The 1,361-nt window shown below is 38.0% G+C and carries 3 protein-coding genes; 2 read left to right on the top strand and 1 reads right to left on the bottom strand.

Going from position 1 to position 1,361, the window contains the following annotated elements:
• On the bottom strand, positions 1 to 282 hold a 282-nt coding region (locus WC615_RS05935), incomplete at its 3' end, for a DEAD/DEAH box helicase (RefSeq protein ID WP_372977202.1).
• 283 nt (positions 283 to 565) lie between these two features.
• On the opposite strand from WC615_RS05935, the gene WC615_RS05930 reads away from it, so the two are divergent.
• Positions 566 to 1,033: a MarR family winged helix-turn-helix transcriptional regulator gene (locus WC615_RS05930; RefSeq protein WP_372977201.1), complete on the top strand. Its 468-nt coding sequence runs from the start codon at positions 566 to 568 to the stop codon at positions 1,031 to 1,033.
• Positions 1,002 to 1,361, top strand: a 360-nt coding sequence (locus WC615_RS05925) for a GNAT family N-acetyltransferase (RefSeq protein WP_372977200.1), incomplete at its 3' end; no start/stop codon positions are given. The genes WC615_RS05930 and WC615_RS05925, both read left to right, overlap by 32 nt.

Below are 1,361 nucleotides of genomic sequence, written 5' to 3'. Positions count from 1 at the left end.
ATAGTTCTTAATGTCGTTCGTGATCTGTAAACAAAGTTCACGTGTTGGGCATAAAACAAGCGCCTGCGGATGATTTTCTTCGAAATCGAGCAGTTCTAATAGCGGCATTCCAAAAGCAGCTGTTTTACCGGTCCCTGTTTGGGCTAATCCGACAAAATCGTTGCTGCCTCTTAGCAATACCGGAATCGACTGTTCCTGGATTGGAGTAGGATTTTCAAATCCTAACTCAGAGATGGCATTAACAATATCATGACGGATTCCCAGATTGATAAATGGGTTCATGAATTATAAATAACATATTTGACTACATCGTCAAATCGGGTGCAAAGATCGATTTATAAAATTGTATCTTCCGGTACCAGATAGAGGTTTAAACATAGTCCAGATGAGTACAAATCAGCTTCAAATTCATGATCTGTCAAGCCATAGGGCTTTTTTAACCATTTTATACGCTGATTAACAGCTATACATGTAATTGTTCTTCTATATCAATAATTATTTCATAAATAAAACGTGATTTTACAATATTGTTGACTAAGTCAACTAATTATTGTTAATTAGTCCCATGAAAGTTAACGACAGCTGCGTTCAAGAAATAAGGGCATTTAACCGGTTTTACACTAATATTTTAGGATTGCTGGATCATCATCTACTTAAAAGCGAATACTCACTCGCTGAGGGTCGCATTCTCTATGAAGTACACGTAGGTGCGAATGTTAGGGCGTCTGATATTATGAATGCCATGGATATTGACAAAAGCTATTTAAGCCGATTGCTAAAAAGGATGGAAAAACAGGGACTTATTGCAAAAAAGCCGGCACAAAACGATGCCAGGGCAAACCACATTTACCTTACCCCCCAGGGACATGGAATATTTTTGAAGCTGAACTCCGCGTCAAACGAACAAGTAAACGAGCTTTTATCTCATCTAACGCCTGAAAAACAAGTCGAACTGACCAATCATATGAATGCAATTGTTAAATTATTAAAACTACAACAAAATGAACACAGTGGAAAAAACGACCCTAAATGAAATATTAATAAGAAATAAATTAATGCCGGGTGACTTGGGTTATATTGCTTACATCCATGGTCGACTTTATGCGAAAGAATGTGGTTACGGGTTAAATTTTGAGGCCTATGTATTGGAAGGACTGACGCAGTTTGCCCATGAATATGAAGCAGATAGGGACAAAATATGGATATGCGAGCATTCCAACAAAATCATCGGATTTCTGGTCGCCGCGCATCGTGAGGAGGCCGTTCAGCTAAGATATTTTTTATTCCTGCCAGAATATCGCGGGATAGGTCTTGGAAAAAAATTGATGGGAGAATTTATTGCGTTCATGGAACTAAATAAT

Source organism: Mucilaginibacter sp., from assembly GCF_041663085.1.
In the GTDB taxonomy this organism is placed as follows: Bacteria; Bacteroidota; Bacteroidia; order Sphingobacteriales; family Sphingobacteriaceae; genus Mucilaginibacter.
The sequence above is the reverse complement of the archived record's forward strand: the minus strand, read 5'-3'. Positions and strand labels throughout refer to the sequence as shown.

Bases quoted from the DNA above. Each gene is read 5' to 3' on its own strand.
- WC615_RS05930 (WP_372977201.1), top strand. From the start codon at position 566: ATGAAAGTTAACGACAGCTGCGTTCAAGAAATAAGGGCATTTAACCGG.